At 62.2% G+C, this 22532-nt stretch carries 17 protein-coding genes and 1 tRNA gene; 7 read left to right on the top strand and 11 right to left on the bottom strand.

Translation table 11 applies throughout. The features are described from left to right. Nucleotides 1–46: 46 nt before the first annotated feature. From EPN80_RS09715 to EPN80_RS09695, 5 genes are all read right to left on the bottom strand, one after another. Nucleotides 47–844 carry a transporter substrate-binding domain-containing protein gene (locus tag EPN80_RS09715; protein ID WP_293026204.1) on the bottom strand — a complete coding sequence of 266 codons (798 nt, stop codon included), beginning with the start codon at nt 842–844 and terminating at the stop codon, nt 47–49. 132 nt (nt 845–976) lie between these two features. Beyond that, nucleotides 977–2008, bottom strand: a complete 1032-nt coding sequence (locus EPN80_RS09710) for a quinone-dependent dihydroorotate dehydrogenase (RefSeq protein WP_293026202.1) — start codon at nt 2006–2008, stop codon at nt 977–979. A 64-nt stretch (nt 2009–2072) separates the two neighbouring features. Continuing rightward, a complete protein-coding gene (locus tag EPN80_RS09705; protein ID WP_293026200.1) occupies nt 2073–2876 on the bottom strand; it encodes an arginyltransferase in 804 nt (267 codons plus the stop codon). After that, entirely contained in the window at nt 2863–3636 is a 774-nt protein-coding gene (aat, locus tag EPN80_RS09700) for a leucyl/phenylalanyl-tRNA--protein transferase (RefSeq protein ID WP_293026198.1), read from the bottom strand. The genes EPN80_RS09705 and aat overlap by 14 nt, the downstream gene beginning before the upstream one ends. A 28-nt stretch (nt 3637–3664) precedes the next feature. Beyond that, a complete protein-coding gene (locus EPN80_RS09695; RefSeq protein ID WP_293026196.1) occupies nt 3665–4228 on the bottom strand; it encodes an NUDIX hydrolase in 564 nt (187 codons plus the stop codon). Between the two features lie 127 nt (nt 4229–4355). Between EPN80_RS09695 and EPN80_RS09690 the strand changes: the two genes are divergently transcribed. The 3 genes from EPN80_RS09690 to gshA all read left to right on the top strand — a co-directional run bounded on the left by EPN80_RS09690 (nt 4356) and on the right by gshA (nt 7502). Next, nucleotides 4356–4431: transfer RNA gene (locus tag EPN80_RS09690), tRNA-Met, on the top strand. A gap of 390 nt (nt 4432–4821) precedes the next feature. Beyond that, entirely contained in the window at nt 4822–5421 is a 600-nt protein-coding gene (locus EPN80_RS09685) for a LysE family translocator (protein ID WP_293026195.1), read from the top strand. A 449-nt stretch (nt 5422–5870) separates the two neighbouring features. Further along, nucleotides 5871–7502 carry a glutamate--cysteine ligase gene (gshA, locus tag EPN80_RS09680; protein ID WP_293026193.1) on the top strand — a complete coding sequence of 544 codons (1632 nt, stop codon included), beginning with the start codon at nt 5871–5873 and terminating at the stop codon, nt 7500–7502. Between the two features lie 18 nt (nt 7503–7520). Here the strand turns inward: gshA and EPN80_RS09675 are convergent, their stop codons facing one another. The 4 genes from EPN80_RS09675 to EPN80_RS09660 all read right to left on the bottom strand — a co-directional run bounded on the left by EPN80_RS09675 (nt 7521) and on the right by EPN80_RS09660 (nt 11849). Continuing rightward, on the bottom strand, nt 7521–7841 hold the full coding sequence (locus tag EPN80_RS09675) for an AzlD domain-containing protein (RefSeq protein WP_293026191.1): 321 nt from the start codon (nt 7839–7841) through the stop codon (nt 7521–7523). Next, nucleotides 7838–8596, bottom strand: coding sequence for an AzlC family ABC transporter permease (locus EPN80_RS09670; RefSeq protein ID WP_293026189.1), 759 nt, complete (start codon nt 8594–8596; stop codon nt 7838–7840). Before EPN80_RS09670 ends, EPN80_RS09675 begins: the two co-directional genes overlap by 4 nt. Nucleotides 8597–8684: 88 nt before the next feature. Further along, nucleotides 8685–9509, bottom strand: coding sequence for an AraC family transcriptional regulator (locus EPN80_RS09665; RefSeq protein ID WP_293026187.1), 825 nt, complete (start codon nt 9507–9509; stop codon nt 8685–8687). 21 nt (nt 9510–9530) lie between these two features. After that, on the bottom strand, nt 9531–11849 hold the full coding sequence (locus tag EPN80_RS09660) for a penicillin-binding protein 1A (RefSeq protein ID WP_293026572.1): 2319 nt from the start codon (nt 11847–11849) through the stop codon (nt 9531–9533). Between the two features lie 422 nt (nt 11850–12271). Here EPN80_RS09660 and EPN80_RS09655 point away from each other — a divergent pair, with 422 nt between their 5' ends. After that, complete coding sequence (locus EPN80_RS09655; protein ID WP_293026185.1) at nt 12272–12670, top strand: hypothetical protein; 399 nt, start codon at nt 12272–12274, stop codon at nt 12668–12670. A 95-nt stretch (nt 12671–12765) separates the two neighbouring features. On the opposite strand, the gene EPN80_RS09650 is transcribed toward EPN80_RS09655, so the two are convergent. Together EPN80_RS09650 and EPN80_RS09645 are read right to left on the bottom strand one after the other, a co-directional pair. Continuing rightward, nucleotides 12766–14478 (bottom strand): NADPH-dependent assimilatory sulfite reductase hemoprotein subunit, encoded by a 1713-nt coding sequence (locus tag EPN80_RS09650; RefSeq protein ID WP_293026183.1) that lies wholly within the window; start codon nt 14476–14478, stop codon nt 12766–12768. An 8-nt stretch (nt 14479–14486) separates the two neighbouring features. Then, nucleotides 14487–16325: an assimilatory sulfite reductase (NADPH) flavoprotein subunit gene (locus EPN80_RS09645; protein ID WP_293026181.1), complete on the bottom strand. Its 1839-nt coding sequence runs from the start codon at nt 16323–16325 to the stop codon at nt 14487–14489. Between the two features lie 433 nt (nt 16326–16758). On the opposite strand from EPN80_RS09645, the gene EPN80_RS09640 reads away from it, so the two are divergent. The 3 genes from EPN80_RS09640 (at nt 16759) to lpdA (ending at nt 22501) form a co-directional block, all read left to right on the top strand. Further along, complete coding sequence (locus EPN80_RS09640) at nt 16759–19620, top strand: 2-oxoglutarate dehydrogenase E1 component (protein WP_293026179.1); 2862 nt, start codon at nt 16759–16761, stop codon at nt 19618–19620. Between the two features lie 79 nt (nt 19621–19699). Next, nucleotides 19700–20980: a 2-oxoglutarate dehydrogenase complex dihydrolipoyllysine-residue succinyltransferase gene (odhB, locus tag EPN80_RS09635; protein ID WP_293026177.1), complete on the top strand. Its 1281-nt coding sequence runs from the start codon at nt 19700–19702 to the stop codon at nt 20978–20980. Between the two features lie 90 nt (nt 20981–21070). Beyond that, nucleotides 21071–22501: a dihydrolipoyl dehydrogenase gene (gene lpdA / locus EPN80_RS09630; protein WP_293026175.1), complete on the top strand. Its 1431-nt coding sequence runs from the start codon at nt 21071–21073 to the stop codon at nt 22499–22501. Nucleotides 22502–22532 lie beyond the last annotated feature (31 nt).

Here is a 22532-nt window from a genome sequence, read left to right as displayed (position 1 = left end):
AGCCCCGCAAGGGGGCCGAAACGGGGTACTGCGAAGAACGAGTCGTTTAGTTGGTCGGCTTGCTGGTGTCCTGGCCGAACCAGTGCAGCGACAGTTTTTTCAGCGTGCCGTCCTGTTTGAGCGAGCTGAGCGCAGCGTCGATGGCTTTGGCGAACTCCGGGTTGCCCTTGCGGAAAGGGATGCCGACCGCTTCACCGCCGCCTTTGACCAACGCGCCGGCACGCAGCGGCAGCTGCGAGGTCTTGATCAGATACGCCAGCATCAGCCGATCGTTGAGGGCCGCGTCGAGGCGCTTGTCGGCCAGATCACGCAAATATTCGGGAGCCCCCGGGTAGGTCTTGACGTCGATACCCGGCACGGAGTTGGCCAACTGGTTGTAATTGCTGCCCAGGCTCACGCCGAGTTTTTTGCCTTTGAGATCCTCGAGCGACTTGAATTGCCGCGTGTCGTCCTTGCGCTGGATCAACTGTGCCGCCGAGTAAGCGTATGGCTGGCTGAAATCGAGCACTTGCTGGCGCTGCGGCGTGATCGCCACTTGATTGACGATGACGTCGAACTTGCCCGCCTGCAAGCCGGCAATGATGCCGCTCCATTCCGTGGTGATGAATTGCGGCTTCACGCCGAGCTTGGCGGCAACGGCCTTGGCCACATCTACATCGAAGCCTTCGAGCTTGCCGTCCGGGCCGCGATAGTCGAACGGCGGGTAGGTGCCCTCCAGGCCAATGCGCAATACGCCGCGCTGCTTGACGGCGCTCAGCAGGTCTTCAGCATGCGCGCTGGCGGTGCCGAGCAGGGCGACGCACAGGAGATTGGCGAGCAGCAGTGCTTTGATTAGTTTTGACATGCAAGACTCCTTATGACGTTATTCCGACCGAACGGTCGGATGACAGGGATGCATCATAGTGCTGAGGCTATTGAATTTGAAATATGAATTCATTATTTCGATATAACCGCCGCTGCCCGCTCTCACGACATCTCAGGCGCCAGCGGCAAGGGCCGCGGCACATTCCGCGACCAGCACGGGACCGCGATAGATCAGCCCACTGTAAATCTGCACCAGACTGGCGCCGGCGTCGATCTTCGCGCGCGCATCCGCACCGCTCAGGATGCCACCCACGCCGATGATCGGGATCGCATCGCCGAGTGCCGCGTGCAGCGACCGGATCACGCGATTCGAGCGCTCGAACACCGGGCGGCCCGACAGGCCGCCGGCTTCGTCCGCGTGCGGCAGGGTCTTTACGGCTTCGCGGTCGATCGTGGTATTGGTGGCGATCACGCCATCGATGCCATGGCGAAGCAGCGCCTCGGCAATCACCTTGATCTGCTCGTCGTCGAGATCGGGGGCGATTTTCAGGGCGATGGGCACGTAGCGGGCGTGCTGGTCGGCCAGCCGACGCTGCTTATCCTTGAGCGCGGCAAGCAATGTGTCCAACTCACCCGCGCCCTGCAACTGACGCAGGTTTTTGGTGTTCGGCGAGGAGATATTGACCGTCACGTAACTGGCGAACGGGTAGACGCGCTCCAGGCAGTAAAGATAATCGTCGGCGGCGCGCTCGATCGGCGTGTCGGCGTTCTTGCCGATGTTCAGACCTAGCGGGCCGCGCCACCGGGCCGACTGCACATTCTGCAGGAATTGCTCGACGCCGCCGTTGTTGAAACCCATGCGATTGATCAGCGCCTGCGCCTGCGGCAGGCGAAACATCCGGGGTCGCGGATTGCCGGGCTGCGGCCGCGGCGTTACCGTGCCGACTTCGATGAAGCCGAAGCCCAGGGCCGCCAGCGCGTCGATGTACGCACCGTCCTTGTCGAGGCCGGCAGCCAGGCCAATCGGATTGGGGAAGCGAATGCCCATTACCGTGCGCGGGTCATCTGGTACCGCGGCGCCGAGCAAGCTGCCAAGGCCCAGATGCTCCGCTTGGCGCAGCGCGCCGAGCGTCAGGTGATGCGCCTGCTCGGCGTCGAGACAAAACAGTGCCCGGCGGGCCAGGGGGTAAAGCGATGAGAGCACGATGGGGTTGCGATGGAAGCAGGAAAGCCGCCATTGTAGCGGGGCAGCCCGGCGCCCGGGAATCTCAGGCGGGAGTATCCGGTGCCCGAGCCGCCGCCGGCGGTGGCTCGGCAGCGTCGCAGGCGAACGCCTGCCAGCGTCCGTCGAGCAGTGCCTCGAGCGGCCGGAAGTTCGACTTGTAGAGCATCTTGCTGCTTTCGCGAATCCAGTAGCCAAGGTACACGTAGGGTAGATCCAGTGCGCGGGCTTGCTCGATTTGCCACAGGATGTTGTAGGTGCCGTAGCTCACCCGAGTCACGTCGGGATCGAAAAATGTGTAGACGGACGATAGACCGTCGCTCAGGATATCGATCATGCTGACCATGCGCAGCGTGCCGGCGTCGGGTCGCCCAGGCGGTTCGCGAAATTCGACCAGACGGGAGTTGACACGGCTTTGCAGCAGGAACTGTTCATATTGCTCGCGGCTATCGTGATCCATGCCGCCGCCGGCATGGCGACGCGCCTGATAGCGCATATACAGCTGGTAGTGTTCCTCGGAGAAATGCAGGCCGCAGACAAGCACGTGCAGCGCGGCGTGGCGGCGCCAGATCCTGCGTTGAATGCGGCTGGGTGAGAACTGACGCACGGGAACGCGTACCGGGATGCATGCCCGGCAGCCGTCGCAATATGGGCGGTAGGTGAAGATGCCGCTGCGGCGAAAGCCCGCGCGTACCAGTTCGCTGTAGACGTCGGAATTGATCAGGTGGCTCGGCGTGGCAACCTGCGAGCGGGCGGTGCGTTGCTCCAGATAACTGCACGGGTAGGGCGCCGTCGCATAAAACTGCAGGGCGGTAAGTGGCGAGAGCGGCAGTTCGTTAGGGTGCGTCATCACTGCAGGACCTTTGTGCTGGGATGCCGTCGGGCGGGGCCAGGCGGCTCAACACCGCTTTGTCGAAGCGCCATGCCAACGGCGTTAGCGCGCTGCTCTGCTGCACATGGGCGATAAACTCACGACGGGGAATTTCCCTGCCGCCGAGCGAGGCCAGGTGCGAAGTACGCTGTTGGCAGTCTATCATTTCCACCCCATGGCTGTGTGCGTAGGCGACCAGGGCGGCCAGCGCGATCTTCGACGCGTCGGTGCGGTGGGCGAACATCGATTCGCCATAGAACATGCGTCCCAGGGCGACGCCGTACAGGCCGCCGACGCGCTCGCCGCGCCACCAGGTCTCCACGCTGTGGGCGAGCCCCATGCGGTGTAATCCGCCGTAGGCGTTGATGATCTCTCGCGTGATCCAGGTGCCCAGCTGGCCGTGCCTGGGGGCCAGTGCGCAGGCCCGCATGACGTCGGTAAAGGACGCATCGACGCGAATCTCCCAGTCCGGATCGCGCTGTACGCGGCGCAGCGTCTTGCGAAAGGTGTGCGACACGGCAAACTCGGCCGGATACAGCACCATGCGAGGATCAGGGCTCCACCACAGAACGGGCTGGCCGTCCGAATACCAAGGGAAAATACCTTGCCGGTAAGCCTGGAGTAACCGCGCTATCGTCAATTCCTGGCTCGCGGCGAGCAGTCCCGGGGCATCGCTATCGTCGTCCAGCGCCTGGTCCACAGCCGGAAATGGATCCTCTGGTTCGAGCCATATGACCATGGGGCGGCGCGTTCGATTCAGCGATCGATCATAACTGCAGCATGGGCCGCGTAATGTCGTGCGTGTGCATGCGGAAGCGGCCCGCGGCACGGTCGGCAAAATAAAAACGCAGAGTCTCGGCCACCGTGGGAAACGCGATATCGTCCCAGGGGATTTCCGGCTCGGTGAACAACCGCACCTCCAGGCTTTCCTCGCCCGCCGCGAACTCGGGGCTGCGCATGTCCGCCAGATAGAAGATATGCACTTGATGCACATGCGGCACGTTCAGCATCGAGAAAAGCGCACCGATTTCAACGGCGGCGCCAGCCTCTTCGAGCGTCTCCCGCGCAGCGCCCTCGCCCGTGGTTTCGCCGATTTCCATGAAGCCCGCGGGCAGTGTCCAAAAGCCCAGGCGCGGTTCGATCGCCCGTTTGCACAACAGCACGCGGTCTTGCCAAATCGGCACGGTGCCAACGACGTTGCGCGGATTCTGATAATGGATGGTGCCGCAGCTCGGGCAGACGTGCCGTTCGCGAGTGTCGCCCTCGGGGATGCGAAACTCGACCTGGTGGCCGCATGCGGAGCAGAATTTGAAGGGAGGGCGTCGATTCATGTTGACGAGAGTTTAACATCGGCCCATCGCCCTGTGCGGCCCGAAAAACGCTAACCACCCTCTGTCTCGGCATGAAAATTGCTCTAGGTTGTTGCAATGCAACCTGCCATGAGCTTATAATAGCGACCGCGGGGTGGAGCAGTTGGCAGCTCGTCGGGCTCATAACCCGAAGGTCGCTGGTTCGAGTCCAGCCCCCGCAACCAGTTTCATGTCAGCGCCTTGATTTCATTTGGAAATCGAGGCGTTTTGCTTTCAGGGCGATAGAATCCGGCGTATTGGTTTGCTGCATCATGTCTGCGTCGGCCCCTTGCGCAAAGCCATCCAGAAGAAAACGCTGCAACTACGCGACTGCCGTGCATGACTGGCCGGCAAGTGTGTGAAGACTGATGGCAAAAATCGGCAGTTCGGAAATCAGCCCACCCCCTCAGCCGTCATGCCTTTACGTTCCTCCGTGGCAACGAACACGCTATGCAATGCAATGCCGCAGACTGTGATGCATTAACATTTTTAATATTATCGATAACAAAAATTCGTTTCTGTAATGCAAGATATGCAGGTAAAACACGGCTTATGCATATAAAAAAGAGGGAGCCGTGTCGCTTCAAAACTGCTTGCCATTGATTGTTTTCGTCATCGTTGCCACCGTGACACCGGGTGGCGCCACCACCTTGGCCGTGGCCTCGGGGGCTCACTTCGGCTATCGTCGGTCGCTGCCGTACATGGCGGGCATTGCCGTCGGACTGGGATCGATGGCTGCGGCCGCTGCCACCGGCCTGGGTGGGATCATGCAGGCAAGCCCGACCCTGCAGTTCGCCTTGAAGTTGATCGGCTCGCTGTATCTTGTCTGGCTGGCCACCCGTATCGCACGTAATGCATCTCCGCATGCCACCTCCGCACTGCGCAATCCGATCGGTTTTGCCGGCGGCGTCTGGATGCTCTGGCACAATCCCAAAGGGTGGGCCATGACCTTGGCCGCCGCAGCCTCTTTCGCCGTCATCGCACATGGTCCGATGCGACTTGCTGCACTGCTCGGGATCTCGTTTGCCGTGGCTGCAATGGCATCCCTTTCCATCTGGTGCATGGCAGGCCTGGCGCTCGCCCGCCTGCTGCATAGCGAAAGGCAATGGCGCTGCCTCAACGGGGTGTTGGCCATGCTCCTGGTGGCGTCGATAGTCGCCATGTGGCTGCCGTAGGGGTTGCCTCGAGATGCCAAGTGCTGGCCGTGGCGGAAGCTATGGCCGATTCGGTTGGTGCGGGGCGCGGGTTGGTCGATGTGACGCGTTCGGCCGCCGCTTTTCTTCGCTCCGTTACCGTTGCTCGTGCTCGTGCTCGTGCCGGTCGCATTGCATGCACTGCGTCCGCGACCAGATCGTCAACAGCCGTCGCTATCGCTTGATGTTCCGAGCGGCAGCTTTCATTTTCGGCGCATGTCGAGCCTCGCCTTACGCGCCCGGGGCGCCACAAAATATACCCTGCTGGCTATGAGCGTACCCCGTCGTCGCTGGCTGCGCGGCACGCTCAGACGTCAATCCCGATTTTCAGTTATGCTCTGGCGCACATATGGTCGCCAGCGCAAATCATGTCTTGCGGCCCCATTCATCGAGTCTTTGTAAAGCCACTTTCCAAGGGGAGGAGCAGGCGGATGCCAGCCGACAACAAGCCGCAACATACTTCGATAGCGACATCCTACCTGCGCTGGTTGGCCAAATTGAACGATGCGGCTCACCGCCCGTTGCTCAGCCAGGGCTTGCGGGGCATCGAGCGCGAAACGTTGCGGGTCGACGCGCAAGGGCGGTTGGCCCTGAGCCCGCATCCGCGCGCGCTTGGCTCGGCCTTGACGCATCCGCAGATCACGACCGATTACTCGGAGTCGCTGCTCGAATTCATTACGCCGCCGCAGCATGACGCCGAAGACGTTCTCGCACGGCTCGACGAGATCCATCGCTTTGCCTACAGTCAACTGGGCGAAGAGATGTTATGGAGCCAATCGATGCCCTGTGCGCTGCCGGATGAGGCGACGATTCCGATTGCCTGGTATGGCACATCGAACATCGGTCGCCTCAAGCACGTCTACCGTCGCGGCTTGGCGGTGCGATACGGCAAGGCAATGCAATGCATCGCCGGGATTCACTACAATTTTTCGCTCGCCGAACCGGTCTGGCATTTGTTGCGTGCTACAGAGCAGGGGGGGGGCTCCGATCAGGACTTTCAGTCGGAGCGCTATCTCGCCCTGATCCGCAACTTCCATCGCTACAGCTGGTTGTTGATGTACTTGTTCGGTGCGTCTCCAGCGCTGTATGACGGTTTCGTGGCGGGCAAGGCGCACGGGCTGGAGCGATTCGATGACCACACCCTGTTTCTGCCTTACGCAACCAGCTTGCGCATGAGCGATCTGGGGTATCAGAACAGCGCCCAGGCCGATGTCACGCCGCGCTTCGATAGTCTGCAAAGCTATATCGAGGGATTGACGCGCGCGGTCAGTTTGCCGCACCCCCCTTACGAGGCCATCGGCACCAAGCGTGACGGTGAGTGGCTGCAGTTGAGCACCAACGTGCTGCAAATCGAAAACGAGTTTTACTCGACCATCCGTCCGAAACGGGTGACCTACAGCGGCGAGCGGCCCGTGCAGGCGTTGCAGCGCCGCGGGGTGCAGTACGTCGAGGTGCGCTGTCTCGATATCGATCCGTTTGCACCGCATGGCGTGAGCCTGCCGACGATGCGGTTCCTGGACGCGTTCTTGTTGTTTTGCGCGCTCGATGACAGCCCGTTGCTATCGGCGCAGGCCCATGCGGAAAACAAAGCCAATTTCGCGCAGGTGGTCAAACAGGGGCGACGTCCCGGGCTCCAATTGCAACGAGATGGGCAAGCCATTGCATTGCGCCAGTGGGGCGACGAATTGCTGGCCCGCATCCGCCTGGCGGCCGACGTACTCGACGCGCAGCGGGGCGATGGCGCCGTCGGCGCCTCGCTGGCCGAGCAGCAAGCCAAGCTCGACGACGCGTCGCTGACGCCGTCGGCCCATGTGCTCGAGGCGCTGCGCGACGCTGGCGGCAGCGCCCAGGGCGCTTTCCTCAACTTCGCCATGCAGCGCACGCGTGAGCATGCGCAGTACTTCCGCTCACGTGCGCTGCCGTCGGATTTGCAGGCAGAATTCGTCGACATGGCCACTGCCTCGCTGCGGGAGCAGGCGGAGCTGGAGCGGACGCAAACGGGCGACTTCGATGAATTCGTCGCTGCCTATCATGCGGGATCACTGGGCGACGCGCACGCCTGAGTTTGGCCGTCGCAGCGCTCACAGCACGCCAAATTGCCAGCCGAAAAACACCGCCAGGGCGACGCCGATGGTCAGTAGTTGATGGCGGGTGACGGCACACACGGCGATGGCCGCCAAGGCGGCCACCAGTTGCGGATTGCGCCAGGTCAGCTCCAATCCATGGCCATGCGGCGCCAGCACCATCGGGACGATAATCGCGGTCAGAACGGTGACTGGCACGAAGGCCAATGCCTCGCGCAACAGCGGCGGGAAGGTCACGCGATCGCCAAGCACGAAAATGACCGCCTTGATGAAGATCGTGACAATAGCCATGCCCGTGATCATGACGGTGTAATTCATGTCGTCTCCTTGGGTGATGCGCGGCGGCCGTCCTGTTGGGCGTTGGATTGTCGCCGTCGCTCGTGATGCAAGCTGACAATGCCAACCACGATGCCCACCAGTACGGCGGCCAGCAAGCCGAGTTTGTACGGCATGTTGCGACAGGCATAGGCGGTTGCCCCGGCTGCCAGTGCGGCGGCCAGCCATGGCAGGCGCTTGCATTGCGGCACGACGATGGCAATAAAGGTAGCGACCATCGCAAAATCCAGACCGAGGGTTTGCAGGCGGGGAAAAGCCGCGCCGAACAGCAGCCCCAGCAGCGTCCAGCCTTGCCAGTTCAGGTACATGGCAAGCCCTGATCCAAGGAAATACCAATGACCAAGCGGCGCCTGCGGGTGTCGCTGGTAATACACGCTGGTGATCGCGAACGTCTCGTCCGTCAATAGGAAGCCCAGCGGCCAGCGCCAGCGTGCCGGCAGATGGCGCACATAGGGCTGCAGCGTGGCCGCGTAAAGCACGTGGCGCAAGTTGACGATGAACGTCGTCAGCCAGATCACCAGCAGGCCGGTTTGGCCGGCCACCAGGCCGACGGCGACGAACTGGCTCGAGCCGGCGAAGACCAGCAGCGACATCAATTGACCCTGCCAGAGCGCCAGCGGGCTGGCCGAGACCAGCGCGCCGAAAATCAGTCCGAAAGGCGCCGCGCCGACGAGCATCGGCAACGTGTCGCGCGCGCCAGCCAGAAAGTGGGAAATTCGTGTCGAATGACTTGCCATGATGCGAAGAGTCCTCCTGAACTCAGGAGACTAGCGTGCTCGGGCGGTAGGCGACTTGTAGATTTTTGCGCGCCATGCGCAGACGCCGTCATCTCGCCTTTTGCCAATGCCCGGGGGGTACCCCGTAGCTTCGCCTGAAGCTATGCGTGAAGTGGCTCTGGTCGGCGAAACCGGTGGCAGCGGCGGTGTCGGCCACCGAGAGTCCCTGACGCAACAGCGCACGCGCGCGTTGCAGGCGCAATTGGTTGCGCCACGCGTGCGGCGGCATGCCAACGGTGCGGGCAAAGAGCCTCGTGGCGTGATAAGGCGAGAGACCGACTTGCGCTGCCAGCTCGCTCAGGCCCAGGGGCTCTTCCAGCTGTTCGGCCAGACGCGCCTGCATGTGCGCTACCCGCCTTTGGTCGGCGGGGAGCGCCGCCGGACGCGGCACGCTGAGCGCATGGCGCATGATGAGCTGGCTCAGGCCGTCGATCAGCAGCGTTTCGGTCGCCAGCGGATCGGCGCCGGCCTCCATCGCACGGTGCGCGCGCAGCAGTTTGGTGGCGACTTCCGCATCTTCGATGACGCAGTCGGGCAGCCAGGGCACATCCGCCGGTTTGCCGCCCAGATCGGTAGCGATGCGCCGCATCAACGCCGCCGACGGATAGAACGCGCGGTAGGCCCAGCCGATGTCCGCCGCTCGCTCGCCCGTGTGGACTTCTCCCGGGTTGATGGCCATGATGCCGCCTGGCCGGCCAATCAAATATTTGCCGCGGTACCGGTAGCCTTGCGCGCCTGCCTCGACGATCGGAATCGAGAATTCCTCATGCCAGTGCGGCGCGAACTCGTGACGAAAGTACTGTGCCGACAACAGTTCTGTGTCCGGCAACAGTGGGCTGCGCCAGAAGCGGGCCGTGTCGTGGAACGGGTGCATGACTCTGTCGATAAGTCGCACTCAAGGCTTGCTGCTCTTGAAGAAGTCCAGGATTTGCTGACGTTCGCCCGGCGTGACGTTCGGCACCTGGCCGGACATCGACGGCGCGGTCGCCGGCCCGCCCGGGAAATTCGGGCCGATCGGCGTCGCCGGCGCGGACCCCGGCATGCCGGCGGCCAGGCCATTGCCGTTACCCAGGCTGATGCTGGCCAGGAAGCCGTTACCCGGCGTTTTGTCAGCGAAGTACAGCTCTCCGCCGATATTGGCCACCGTCGGCGGCATCGGCATGGTATAGCTGGGCACGCCCTGCAGCGCGGTGCGCATGTAATCGATCCAGATCGGCAGCGCCACATCGGCGCCGAACTCATGGCTGCCCAGCGGCTTGGGCTGATCGTAGCCCAGCCACGCCACCGCCACCTGCGTATGCTGATAGCCGGCGAACCATCCGTCGCGGGCATCGTTGGTGGTCCCCGTCTTGCCGGCCAGATCGGTGCGCTTGAGCACGTTGCTGCGTGCGCCGGTGCCATGCTGAGCGACGCTGCGCAGCATGCTGTCCATGATGTAGGCGTTGGCCGGGTCGAGCACGCGCGGGGCGTTATCGCCGGCCGTCGTGGGCGCGGCGAGGTCGATCACGTTGCCCTGTGCGTCGGTCACCTTGCTGATCAGGTAGGGGTTCACTCGATAGCCGCCGTTGGCGAAGACCGCGTACGCATTGACCATTTGCATCGGTGTGACGTCGCCCGCGCCCAGCGCCATCGGCAGATAAGGCGGGATCTTGTCGACATCGAAGCCGAAGCGCGACGTAACGTAATCCTGCGCATACTTGGTGCCGATATAGTGCAAGACCCGAATGGCCACCAGGTTCTTGGATTTTTCCAGTCCGACCCGCATTGTCATGGGACCTTCGGGTTGGTCATCATCCTTCGGATCCCAATATTTCCCGCCAGTCTGATCGGGCGGCAGATTCAACGGGGCATCGTTGATGATGGTCGCCGGGCCAAGGCCTTTTTCCAGCGCGGCGGAGAAAATAAACGGCTTGAACGACGAGCCCGGTTGCCGCCAGGCCTGGGTGACGCGATTGAACTTACTCTGGCTGTAGTCGAAGCCGCCCACCAGCGCGCGAATCGCGCCGTTGCTTGGCGACAGCGCAACCAGGGCGCCCTCGACCTTGGGAACCTGGGTGATGCTCCATTGCCCCTTGCCATCTTGCATGATTCGGATGATCGAACCCGGGCCGATGCGCTTGTCGGCCGGCAGGCGCGGGTTAAGTGCTGATGCGGCAAAGCGCAGGCCCTCGCCCTCGATGTTCACGGCCACGCCGCTCAACGGCATGGCCGTGACTTTGCTGTGCGTCGCATTGAGTACCACCGCGGCAAACATATTGCCGTTGGCGGGGTGGTCGGCCAGCGCATCGTCTATCGCCTGCTGCTGATCGGCGGGATTGCCCGGAAGGTCGATATGGCCCTCCGGTCCGCGATAGCCGTGGCGACGCTCGTAGGCCAGCACGCCGTCGCGCACCGCGGTGTAGGCGGCAGCCTGATCTTTCGAGTCGATGGTCGTGATGACATTGAAGCCGCGCGTGTAGGCGGCTTCCTTGAATTTGTCGTACATCGCCTGGCGAACCATTTCGGTCACGTAGCCGGCGTGCACCGCGAATTGCATGCCTGCCTTGACCAAATGGATTTTTTCGTTGATGGCCTGTTCGTACTGCGCCTGCGAAATGTAATGCAGATCCAGCATGCGCTTGAGGATGTACTCCTGACGGATCTTGGCACGGCGCGGATTGGCAATCGGATTGTAGGCCGATGGCGCTTTGGGCAGCCCCGCCAGCATGGCCGCCTGGGCCAGCGTAATATCCTTCAGGTCGACGCCGAAATAAGTCCGTGCGGCGCTGGCGAATCCGTATGCGCCTTCGCCCAGGTAGATCTGATTCATGTACAGCTCGAGAATCTGGTCCTTGGTCAGGGCAGACTCGATCTTGTACGACAGCATCATTTCATAGAGCTTGCGCGTGAAGGTCTTCTCGCGTGACAGGAAAAAATTGCGGGCGACCTGCATGGTGATGGTACTCGCGCCCTCGGCTTTGGTGCCGTGCAGGACGTCGGCGATCCCCGAGCGCAGTATCCCGATGAAATCGACTCCGCCGTGCTCATAGAAGCGATAGTCCTCGATCGCCAGCACCGCATTTTTCATGACGGGCGGGATGTCCTGGATATGGACGACATTGCGGCGCTCCTGCCCGAATTCGCCGATCAGCACGTGGTCGGCCGTGTAGACGCGCAAAGGCATTTTCGGCCGATAGTCGGTGATGACATTCAGTGACGGCAGATTCGGCTCCATCACCGTGATGACGTAGCCCAGCAGCAATGCGCCAGTCGCGCCGGCTGCGGCGATCAGTCCGATGATCCATAGCCACAGCGGTGCACGGCGCTTGGGTTGACGGGGGTCTTTAGAGGAAGATTGAGCAGCCATAAACAACGATAAACGGGGGGTGTAAGTGGGGCGCACGACAATTGCCAGCCCGCAAGATACCACGTTGCCGGCGGCGCTGGTCGTTAACGCTTACTTCGACGGCGCGCGGCATCGAGGAAATAACGACATATCGCCTGAATTGTTCGACGATCGCTCCGCGCGCGGCGCATGTCAAGGTCTGCGGCCTGGCGTTTGACGCCCGCGGCATCCCGGCGCGCCGCCATGTTATGCGTGCCGAGAGGACGCGAACCGGGTAATATCGTGCTAATTTTCGCAAGGAATCTCAAGGCATGAAACGCATGGTAATCATGGCGGCCGCGACGTTGCTGGCCGGATGTGCAGTTCTTAATACGGGAAGCGGTGTCATGTCCGACGGCAGGCATGCCCTGCTGGATCAGTATTCGGCGGCCGACCCCTACATGGTCGTCAATTGTGTCTATAACGGTTGGAGCCGGCTGGGCGTGAACGTCGAGAGCACTTCCTATGCGGCTTCCGGCGTGCCGACCGTGCGGGTCTATCGCGGTGTCGGCGCCGACCACAAGGCCCAGTACGATCCCGTGCTGGAGGTTCGGCCGTCCGGCAGCGGCAGCGAACTGCTTTATGTCGAGGCCCACCCGGGCACGCTGCCGCGTGCTTTCGAGCAGACCGTCAAGCAGTGCATGGTGCCCTACGCGGGTTCCACCGACTGATTTGTCTACTGTGGCGACCGACGCCGTCGGTTAAGGACCATTTGGACAGAATGTCGAGCGGCGCCGGCCTCTAGCGGGCCGGTTGACCGCTCGAATCAGCCGTGAAAGTCGCGGCTGGCCTCGATTACTGCCTTGACGTAGCCTTTTCGCACGACGAAATCGCCGAATTTCTCGCCCCCCTCGCGCTCCTTGGCGTAGCGCTGGATGATCGGCGTGAGTTCTGAGAGGATCTGCTCCTCGCCCACCGATTCCTTGTATAGCTTGTTGAGGCGATCGCCGGTAAAGCCCGCGCCCAGGTAAAGGTTGTACTTGCCGGGCGAGCGGCCGACCAGGCCGATTTCGGCGAGATACGGCCGGGCGCAGCCGTTCGGGCAACCGGTCATGCGGATGGTGATCGGATCGTCGGCGAGTCCCGCTTCGCGCATGACGTCTTCCAGTTTCGTGACGAGTTCCGGCAGGTAGCGCTCGCTCTCGGCCAGCGCCAGGCCACAGGTCGGAAACGCCACGCACGCCATCGAATTGACGCGCAGGGCGCTTTGTTGCGACCCGTCGAGCAGACGATATTGCCTGGCCAATGCCTCGATCTGCGGCTTTTGCGCGTCTGTCACACCGCCGATGATGAGGTTTTGATTCGCCGTGATGCGGAAATCGCCCGAATGCACCTTGGCGATCTCGCGCAGGGCCGTCATCAACGGGTAGTCGTGCCAGTCCTTGATTCGTCCGTTCTGGATAAACAGCGTCAGATACCAGCGCTCGTCGCTGCCCCTGAGCCAGCCGTATTGATCGCCGTTGGTAGTGAATGCATAAGGCCTGGCGGCTTCCAGCGACCAGCCCAGATAGCGGTTCAACTCGTCGCGATACCATTCGACGCTGCGATCGTCGATCGTGTACTTCAGGCGCGCATGCTTGCGGTTGCTTCGGTCGCCAAAATCGCGCTGCACCTTGAGCACGTTTTCAGCCACCTCCACCACCTTGTCGGCCGGGCAATAGCCGATCACGGTCGCCGCGCGCGGGTAGGTCGCGGCGTCGCCGTGCGTCATGCCCATGCCGCCACCGATGGCGACGTTGAAACCCTGCAGCTTGCCTGCGGCGTCGATGATCGCGATAAAGCCAAGATCGTTGGCGAACACATCGACATCGTTGTTGGGCGGGATGGCAATGGCGATTTTGAACTTGCGCGGCAAATAGAGTTTGCCGTAGATCGGCTCATGATCTTCTTCTCCCGCGCCCAGACGCCTCTCGCCCAACCAGATCTCGCGGTAGGCGGTGGTTTGGGGGCGCAGATGACGGTCGATCTTCAGGCACCAGTCGGTCACCTCCTGATGCGCAGGAGATTGAAACGGATTGCTGCTCGACAGCACATTGCGATTCACATCACCGCAGGCCGCGATGCTGGTCATCGCCACCTCGTCGATGCCGCGTACCAGCGGGCGCAACTGATGCTTGAGCACATTGTGGTACTGCACGGTTTGACGGGTCGTCAGCCGGATCGTGTTGCCGCCGTAGCGCCGCGCCAGATCGTCGAGCTTGAGCCACTGCGCGGGCGTGCAGACGCCGCCTGCCATGCGCAAGCGGATCATGAACTGGTAGGCGGGCTCGAGCTTCTGCCTTTGACGCTCCAGGCGCAGGTCACGGTCGTCCTGCATATAGGAGCCGTGAAACTTCAGCAGCTGCGTGTCTTTCTCGGCGATCGAGCCGGTCAGCGGGTCGGCCAGCCCGGCGGCGATGGTGCCGCGCAGGTAGTTGCTGGCCTCCTTGATTTTCTCGACTTCGGAGCGTGCGGTAGTGGGGGGCGTGGTTTGCGTCATTGGAAACTTTAATAAACGTCGCGCTGGTAGCGCTTGTCGCGCTGGAGTTGCTTCACATACTCGGCCGCGGCCTCGGCCGACATGCCGCCCTCGCGCCGCACGATTTCATGCAGCGTATCGTTGACGTCGCGCGCCATTTGCTCGGCGTCGCCGCACACATAGAGGTAGGCGCCTTCCTGCAACCACTCGTACAGCGCCTTGCCTTGTTCGGCCATGCGGTGCTGGACGTATACCTTTTCCTCGGTATCGCGCGAGAAAGCCAGATCGATGCGGGTGAGCACGCCGTCCTTGACGTAGCGTTGCCATTCGCGCTGGTAAAGGAAGTCATTGCGGAAGTTGCGGTCACCGAAAAACAGCCAGTTCTTGCCCGGCGCGTCGTTGACCTGACGCTCCTCGATGAAAGCGCGGAATGGCGCGATGCCGGTGCCGGGGCCGACCATGATGATCGGTGCGCGCGGATCGGCCGGCAATTTGAAATTGCGGTTGGGTTCGATATACACAGGCAGCGTCTGGCCGGCTTGCGCCACATCGGCAAGGAACGTCGAGGCGACGCCTTTGCGAGCCCGGCCGTGACTCTCGTAGCGCACCGCGCCGACGGTGATGTGGACTGCGTCCGGATTGGCTTGCAGGCTCGATGCGATCGAATACAGGCGCGGCTGCATGGTGCGCAGCGTGCCGACGAACTCGGTGGCCTTGAGTTTGCGCACGGGGAAGCGCTTGACCACGTCGAGCACGTCGCGGCCGTGCAAAAACTCGCGCAGCGTGCTCTCGTTTCCTGGCTGCAGCAGCGCCTTTAACTCGCCGGCATCGCTCAGGGCCGCGTATTTCTCCAGGAATGCGCGCGACAGCGTCGTGATGTCGTAGGCATGCAGAAACGCCTCGCGCAGGGCAATCGTACCGTCGTGGGTCGTGGTTGTTGCGCTTGGGTCGAGTTCGAGCGTCGCGATCAGTTCGTCGGCCAGGGCGGCGTCGTTTTGCGGCACGATGCCCAGCGCGTCGCCCGGTTCGTAGGTCAGGCCCGAACCTTCGAGCGACAGTTCGACGTGATGCACTTCCTTGGACGAGCCACGACCGCTGAGCGTGACGTTTTCGAGTACGGTGGCCTGGAACGGATGCTTGCGCGAGTAGGCGGCCTTGCCCGCAGCGGATTGCGATGTGGCGGCCGCGGCCAGCGCCAGACCGAGCTGATGTTCGGCTGATTCGGCGGCGCCATGGCCGGCGTTGCCGATCGGAGCGACGCTGCGCAACTGTGCCAGCACGTCGTCGATCCAGCGCTCGGCCGGCGCGTCGTAATCGACATCGCAGTCTACGCGCGGCAACAGGCGCTGCGCGCCCAGTGCGTTCAGACGAGCATCGAAATCCTTGCCGGCCTGGCAGAATTTTTCATAGCTGGAGTCGCCCAGACCCAGTACGGCGAAGCGCGAGTCCTCGAGCTTCGGGGCCTTCGGGCCATGCAGGAATTCGTAGAAGTCGCGCGCATCGTCCGGCGCGTCGCCTTCACCCTGGGTGCTCACCGCCAACAGGAGCAGCTTGTCGTTTTTCAGACGCGCCTGCTTGTAGTCACCCATGGCGAACAGGTCCGCCTTGAAGCCGGCTGCCTGCACCTTCTGCCTTGCGAGCTCGGCGATCTCCTGGGCGTGGCCGGTTTGAGATCCATACAGGATTGTCACGCCCGGCGCGCTCGCGGTGGCCGCCGCGACAGCCGGCTGCGCGCCGCTCTGGCGGACCGATCGGCTGATACCGGCCAAAAAGCCTTTGACCCAGGCCAATTGTTCTACGGTGAGGCCGTCCACCAGTTGATTCAGCAGATTGGCCTGCTGCGGCGATAAAGGCGTAATCTCTTGCATTTTTGGGCGTGCTCCGGGGGCAAGCGACTGACAGCGAGGGCTGGCAGGGGATAGCGGACACGATAATCGGGTTGGGTTAGAAATTAAAATAATAAAAATAAATATTTTTATATCTAAATTTCATATTGACCTTCCGGGGATCAGTCGTTACCCGAGCGGCCCATGACTGTGGGATTTCCGCGGAAGCGAGCGGCGAAACCCTCATCAGTCGCAGCGAGAGGAGAGAAGCGGTTTTGTCGGAAAACGGGACGGAGGCCAGGGGACATAATCAGATCATTCTCTAGTCTCGAATCGTGCTATCCTCTCCGCCGTGAATTCCAAGGTCCTTCCAAGCACCACTTGATTCCGCAATCCGCTACCCGGTCAGGCCGTGACGCGGAAGGTTTCTAAACCCGCTATTTCTTGAGAAGCTCGAGAAAAAGGTGAGCGCAAAATGAGTTTGATGGAGCAGTTCAAGGCGAACTCGTACTTGTTCGGCGGCAACGCGCCGTACGTAGAAGAGCTGTACGAGTCGTACCTCGATAACCCGGCAGCCGTGCCGGATCACTGGCGCGAGTATTTCGACGCGCTGCAAAACGTCCCCGCTGTCGACGGTTCCAACGCCAACGATGTGGCGCACGCGCCAATCGTCGAATCGTTTGCGCAACGCGCCAAGGCCAATGCATTTCTGCCGCGTGTGGGTGCCACCGACATGGCCGTGGCCCGCAAGCAGGTGCACGTGCAGTCGCTGATCGCCGCCTATCGGTTCCTCGGCGCGCGCTGGGCCAATCTCGATCCGCTCAAGCGCCAGGAGCGTCCGCACCTGCCTGAACTCGAGCCCGCCTTCTACGATTTGACCGAAGCCGATATGGAAGAGGTGTACTCCGCCTCCAACACGTATTTCGGGTTCGAGCAGGCCAGCCTGCGCGACATTCTCAAGGCATTGCGCGACACCTACTGCGGCACGCTCGGCGCCGAGTACATGTATATCAGCGATCCGACCCAGAAGCGTTGGTGGCAGGAGCGCCTGGAGTCGATCCGTGCCACGCCGAACTTCTCGGCCGAAAAGAAAAAGCACATTCTCGAGCGCCTGACCGCTGCCGAGGGGCTCGAGCGGTATCTGCACACCAAGTTCGTTGGTCAGAAGCGCTTCTCGCTCGAAGGCGGCGAGAGCTTCATTGCGGCGATGGATGAACTGGTTCGCCGTGGCGGCGAGCGCGGCGTGCAGGAAATGGTGATCGGCATGGCCCACCGCGGCCGCCTGAACGTGCTGGTCAACACGCTGGGCAAAATGCCCGCCGATCTGTTCGCCGAGTTCGAGGGCAAGCACGTCGACGACCTGCCGGCCGGTGACGTCAAATACCACAAGGGCTTCTCGAGCGACGTCTCCACCGCGGGCGGCCCGGTTCACCTGTCGCTGGCGTTCAATCCGTCGCACCTGGAAATCGTCAATCCGGTGGTCGAAGGATCGGCCAAGGCGCGCATGGAACGCCGCGGCGACGTCGAAGGCTCGCAAGTGCTGCCGGTGCAGGTGCACGGCGACGCCGCGTTCGCCGGACAGGGCGTGGTGATGGAAACGCTGAACCTGGCGCAAACGCGCGGTTACGGCACGCATGGCACGGTGCACATCATCATCAACAATCAGATCGGCTTCACGACTTCCGATCCGCGCGATTCGCGCTCGACCATCTATTGCTCGGACGTGGTCAAGATGATCGAGGCGCCGGTGCTGCACGTCAATGGCGACGATCCGGAAGCCGTGGTGCTGGCGATGCAACTGGCACTGGATTTCCGTCAGGAATTCAAGAAGGACGTCGTGGTCGACGTGGTTTGCTTCCGCAAGCTCGGCCACAACGAGCAGGACACGCCGGCGGTCACCCAGCCGCTGATGTACAAGAAAATTGCCCAACATCCCGGCACGCGTGCGCTGTACGCCGAAAAGCTGGTCACGCAGGGCGTCATCACGGCCGAAGAGGGTGATGCGTACATCAAGCAGTACCGCAAGGCGATGGATGAAGGTCATCATACGATCGACCCGGTGCTCTCCAACTACAAGAGCAAATACGCGGTCGACTGGGTACCGTTCCTGAACCGCAAGTGGACCGATGCCGCCGATACAGCGGTGCCGCTGGCCGAACTCAAGCGCCTGGCCGAGCGCATCACCACGGTGCCGGAAAACTTCAAGCTGCATCCGCTGGTCGAGAAGGTCGTCAACGATCGTCGCGCGATGGGCCGAGGCGAGCATGCGCTCGACTGGGGCATGGGCGAGCATCTGGCGTATGCCTCGCTGGTGTCATCCGGTTATGGCGTGCGCCTGACCGGCCAGGACAGCGGCCGCGGCACGTTCACGCACCGTCACGCGGTGCTGCACGACCAGAACCGCGAGCGCTGGAACGACGGCACGTACATCCCGCTGCAAAACATCTCCGAAAACCAGGCGCAGTTCACCGTGATCGATTCGGTGCTGTCCGAAGAGGCCGTGCTGGGCTTTGAATACGGCTACTCGACGGCCGAGCCGAACACGATGGTGATCTGGGAGGCGCAGTTCGGCGACTTTGCCAACGGCGCGCAAGTGGTGATCGACCAGTTCATCTCCAGCGGTGAAGTGAAATGGGGCCGCGTGTCGGGCCTGACCATGCTGTTGCCGCACGGTTACGAAGGGCAGGGGCCGGAACATTCATCGGCTCGCATCGAGCGTTATCTGCAGCTGTGCGCGGAAACCAACATGCAGGTGTGCCAGCCGACCACGCCGGCGCAGATTTTCCATCTGCTGCGCCGCCAGATGATCCGGCTGTTCCGCAAGCCGCTGATCGTCTTCACGCCGAAATCGCTGCTGCGCCACAAGGAAGCCGTGAGCGATCTGTCGGAACTGGCCACCGGCTCGTTCCAGCCGATCATCGGCGAGACCGATGCCGGCGTCGATGCCAAGAAGGTCAAACGCGTCATCGCCTGCTCGGGCCGCGTGTACTACGACCTGATCGCCCACCGCCGCGAAGTCAAATCGAAGGACGTTGCGATCATTCGCATCGAACAGCTGTATCCGTTCGCGCACAAGGCCTTCGAGAACGAGTTGAAGAAATACGAGAATCTCACCGAAGTGGTGTGGTGCCAGGACGAGCCGCAAAATCAGGGTCCCTGGTTCTACATCGAGCACCACCTGATGGAAGGCATGAAAGAAGGCATGAAACTGGCCTATGCCGGCCGGCCGGCTTCGGCGTCCCCGGCGGTGGGATATTACGCGAAACATTACGAACAGCAGAAGGCTTTGCTCGAAGCAGCTTTCGGCCGCCTCAAGGGCGCCACGCTGGTGCAGTGATGACGTGAGGAAGCGGTCGGGTCAAACCGGCCGCTTCGCTATCCACCAATTGAACTCGTAAAGTATTCAGGAATAAATAATGTCAATCGTAGAAGTCAAAGTCCCCCAGCTGTCCGAATCGGTCGCTGAAGCCACCCTCATGCAGTGGAAGAAAAAGCCTGGCGAAGCCGTCGCCATTGATGAAATCCTGATCGAAATCGAAACCGACAAAGTGGTGCTGGAAGTGCCGGCGCCGTCGGCTGGCGTGCTCGCCGAAATTGTCGAGGCCGACGGGGCCACCGTGACCAGCGACCAGGTCATCGCCAGGATCGACAGCGAAGGCAAGGCGCAGGCCGTAGCTCCGGCCGCCGCCAAGCCGGTTGAAGCCGCGCCTGCCGCGGCACCGGCTGCGCAGCCGGCCCAGGTCGCCGCCACAGGCGGCGCCGCCAGCGGCGTGGCGATGCCCGCCGCGGCCAAGCTGATGGCAGAAAACAATCTCTCCGCGGCCCAGGTGGCGGGGTCCGGCCGTGACGGTCGCATCACCAAGGGCGACGTGCTTGGCGCCGTGGCCAGCGGCGCCAAGCCGGCGGCCGCTGCCAAGCCGGCCGCTGCCGCGCCCGCCGCACGTCCGGCGTTGCCGCAGGTCACCGCCAATCTGAGCGCAGATGCGACGCTCGATGGCCGTCCGGAACAGCGCGTGCCGATGTCGCGCCTGCGCGCCCGGGTTGCCGAGCGCCTGCTGCAATCGCAACAGACCAACGCGATCCTGACGACCTTCAACGAAGTCAACATGTTGCCGGTCATGGAACTGCGCAACAAATACAAGGACAAGTTCGAGAAGGAGCACGGCGTGAAACTGGGTTTCATGTCGTTCTTCGTCAAGGCGGCCGTGCATGCGCTGAAGAAATATCCGGCCATCAACGCCTCGGTCGATGGCACCGATATCATTTATCACGGCTACTTCGACATCGGTATCGCCGTCGGATCGCCGCGTGGCCTGGTGGTGCCGATCCTGCGTAACGCCGATCAGCTCAGCCTGGCTGACATCGAAAAGAAAATCGCCGAGTTCGGCAGCAAGGCCAAGGACGGCAAGCTTTCGATCGAAGAGCTGACCGGCGGGACGTTCTCCATTTCCAACGGCGGCGTGTTCGGCTCGATGCTCTCGACCCCGATCATCAACCCGCCGCAGTCGGCCATTCTCGGCGTACACGCGACCAAGGATCGCCCGGTGGTGGAAAACGGCCAGATCGTGATCCGGCCGATGAACTATCTGGCGATGAGCTACGACCACCGTATCATCGATGGCCGCGAAGCGGTGCTCGGCCTGGTGGCGATGAAGGAAGCGCTGGAAGATCCGGCGCGTCTGCTGCTCGACCTGTAATTCGCGGCAGGCCCGGGCGCGCGCGGCAGTTGCCGTGCGCCCGGGTCCGCTCTGTCTCACGCGTTTCAATTTGCGAGTGTTATTGGACAAATGGCTAAAGAATTTGACGTCGTCGTCGTCGGTGCCGGCCCTGGCGGGTATATCGCCGCGATTCGCGCAGCTCAACTGGGGTTCTCGGTCGGCTGCATCGAAAAATGGAAGAACCCGAAAGGGGAATTGGCCCTGGGCGGCACGTGCCTGAACGTCGGCTGCATTCCGTCCAAGGCGCTGCTGGCGTCGTCCGAAGAATTCGAGAAGATTCAGCATCACGCCGACCAGCACGGCATCAGCGTGCAGGGCGCCAAGATCGACGTGGCGAAGATGCTTGCCCGCAAGGACGGCATCGTCACCAAAATGACCAAGGGGATCGAATTCCTGTTCCGCAAGAACAAGATCACCTGGCTCAAGGGCAGCGGCAAATTCGTCGCCAAGACCGACGGCGGCTATCAGCTCGAAGTCACCGGTGACGCGGGTAGCGAGACCATCAGCGGCAAGCACGTGATCATCGCCACGGGTTCGAAGGCGCGTCATCTGCCGAACATCAAGGTCGATAACGACCTCGTGTGCGACAACGAAGGCGCACTGAATTTTCCGACCGTGCCGAAGAAACTCGGCGTGATCGGCGCCGGCGTGATCGGTCTCGAACTCGGCTCCGTGTGGCGCCGCCTGGGCGCCGAAGTAACAGTTCTCGAAGCGCTGCCGGCATTCCTCGGCGCGGTCGACGAGACGGTTGCCAAGGAAGCGGCCAAGCTGTTCGGCAAACAAGGCCTGAACATCCAGCTCGGCGTGAAGATCGGCGAGGTCAAGACGAGCAAGAAGGGCGTGAGCCTCGCCTATGCGGACAAGGACGGCAAGGAACAAGCGCTCGAAGTCGATCGCCTGATCGTGTCGATCGGCCGCGTGCCGAATACCGACGATCTCGGCCTGGGAGCGATCGGCCTGGGAGTGAACGAGCGCGGCTTTATCGACGTCGACGAGCACTGCCGCACCAAATTGCCCAATGTGTACGCGATTGGCGACGTGGTGCGCGGGCCGATGCTCGCGCACAAGGCCGAAGACGAGGGCGTGATGGTGGCCGAACTGATCGCCGGCCAGAAGCCGCACATCGACTACAACTGCATTCCGTGGGTCATCTACACGTCGCCCGAGATCGCCTGGGTCGGCAAGACCGAGCAGCAGCTCAAGCAGGAAGGTCGCGCCTACAAGACCGGGCAGTTTCCTTTCATGGCCAACGGCCGCGCGCTCGGCATGGGCGCGCCGGAAGGCTTCGTCAAGATGCTGGCGGATGCCAGCACCGACGAGATTCTCGGCGTGCACGTCATTGGTCTGAACGCATCGGATCTGATCGCCGAAGCGGTCGCTGCAATGGAGTTCAAGGCCTCGTCGGAAGATATCGGGCGCGTCTGTCACCCGCATCCGTCGCTCTCCGAAGTCATGCGCGAAGCGGCGCTGGCAGTCGAAAAGCGCGCGTTGAACATGTGACCGCCGCGAACTGACGCATCACTCCTGGGAA

Origin of the sequence: Pandoraea sp. (assembly GCF_004297875.1) — a bacterium.
Taxonomy (GTDB): domain Bacteria; phylum Pseudomonadota; class Gammaproteobacteria; order Burkholderiales; family Burkholderiaceae; genus Pandoraea.
This window is presented reverse-complemented; position numbering and strand designations above follow the sequence as displayed.